The organism is Thiolapillus sp., from assembly GCF_048562965.1.
Lineage (GTDB): Bacteria > Pseudomonadota > Gammaproteobacteria > Chromatiales > Chromatiaceae > Thiolapillus > Thiolapillus brandeum_A.
Genome location: NZ_JBHNMF010000573.1, coordinates 1 through 1,992 on the forward strand (window position 1 = coordinate 1; position 1,992 = coordinate 1,992).

Genomic DNA, 1,992 nt, shown 5'->3' on the forward strand with positions numbered 1-1,992 from the left:
CTGTGGATTGAAGGCATCCATGTACGTGGTCATGCCGATGTGGACAATGAATACGGGCTGAGAACCTACAACGCGCCAGACGATGTGGTGATCAAGGGCAACCGCTTCACTGACTTCTACTACAGCATCGTCCTGAATCACGGCGGTTCAAACTGGCTGATAACCGACAACACCATTGTCGGTGACAAGGATATCAACATGCCCGATGGCCCGGCGAGCTGGGGTGGCGAAGGCATCGACCTGCAGCACACGAGCGGCCACACTGTTGCCTGGAACCGTATTTCCCGGGTGGCCGACGGCATTTCCTACCCCCTGAGCAATACGGACATCTTCAGAAACGAAATATTCGATGTCACCGACGACGGCATCGAACCGGACTATGGCTATACCAACATCCGGGTGTGGGAAAACCGTATCTCCAACGTGCGGCACAATGCTTTCAGCTTCCAGCCCATGAACCGCGGCCCGTGGTACTTCATCCGCAACCAGGTCGCCGCACCCCTGGAATCCACGCTGAAGATCCGCAGCACCAGCCGTGTGCTGCTGGCACACAATCTCTTTGTCGGCTGGGACAATGCACTCGGCTCCTCATGGCCCAACGAAGTCCCCGGCATCCTGACGTTTCATTCGAGCAACAACATCTGGATCAGCGCCAATGACGGCTATGCCTGGGAACACAATGCCGGCGGGCACCAGCCGGACTGGCGGACGCATCTCGATTACGATGGTTTCGACTGGGGCAGTGCAACCTATGCCATGAAATGGGCGGGCGTGCGCTATCCCCTGCTGACAGACTTTTCCCGGGCAACTGGACTGCAGACCCACGGGATTCGCATCAGCCGCAACAGCTGCTTCACGCAGTTCGAGATACCCATGGCTCCACCGGCTCCCATGCCATTTCAGTACATGGCGCTGAAACCGGGTTGCAATGCGGTGGATGCCGGTGTGGTGCTGGCAAACATCAACGAGGGTTATACAGGGAACGCGCCCGATCTCGGACCTTATGAACTGGGAAAGGAGCTTCCCCACTACGGCCCGAGAAGCAAGCTGTTCAGCGACGGTTTTGAGAATCCGTAGGTCCTAGTTTCCAAGCATCCAGCCAAACGGTGCTGGCAGGCACCAAGTCGAATTCGGACATCAGACGTTTGCTCATATCCGGCATGTGTGCCGCACCATAGAAGATGGCCAGCTTTTTCTTGCCCGCATCGATTTCGCGGCGCAACACCTGCAGCGCCTTCTTGTTGCGCTCGGCAACCAGCGTGCTGCCTTTCTTGCCCTCGACGGCGTCGCCCAGCTTGATACTCTGCACCATTTGCTCCGCCATGAAGATTTTCAGCGCCAGATCACGGTTACCCGACATGAGATTCCTGAGCAGCCGCATTTCACTGAGCAGTATCCTGGTGGTGTTGCGCCTGCCCATGCCCGCAAGACCCGCTTTACCGATCATCCCGATAACAGATTCATTGCGCTCGTCCATGCGTTCGCTGAATTCACTGGGCGACAGATCCGCATGCACAAGATGGGGAAGCGTGTAATCCACGTCTTCCAGCTGCATTCCCATGCCCAGCACATCACGCATCCAGCTCTGCGCTCCGGAAATGATGCCTTTCTTCTCGTTGCCACCCCTGGGGATACGCGTACCCTGTGGCGCCACGAGTTCATACAACACGGCGTCATAACGGGTAAAGAGGAAGTTGATGAGCTTGTAATAATCGTGTTCGCCGATATGCACGGCGGAAATCAGGTCCACGTACTCGAGAGAATGATCCTTGTTCTTGTCCCGGGGCACATAGCGCACCACGGCCACCTGCAGGGCTGCTGGCTTACCGTTTTCATCCCGCTTCAGGCGGACGAAGTCCTGTTCAGCCGGAGTCTTCCGCTGCCAGCCATGGAGAGCGAAGCGAAGGCTGGTAGACCCCAGTAGCCGCGAGGCCGCACTGTTTTCCCGGCGTGCCTTGCGCCAGAGGGAAAACAAAGTAGGCCTCCGAACGC

General features: G+C 57.4%; 2 protein-coding genes. One reads left to right on the top strand and one right to left on the bottom strand.

The annotated features are described in order from the left end of the window. A partial coding sequence (locus tag ACOCD2_RS17850) for a right-handed parallel beta-helix repeat-containing protein (protein WP_293649433.1) occupies window positions 1-1,077 on the top strand: 1,077 nt, incomplete at its 5' end. Here the strand turns inward: ACOCD2_RS17850 and ACOCD2_RS17855 are convergent. Then, a complete protein-coding gene (locus tag ACOCD2_RS17855; protein ID WP_293649431.1) occupies window positions 1,052-1,975 on the bottom strand; it encodes a hypothetical protein in 924 nt (307 codons plus the stop codon). The genes ACOCD2_RS17850 and ACOCD2_RS17855 overlap by 26 nt on opposite strands. Window positions 1,976-1,992: the final 17 nt, after the last annotated feature.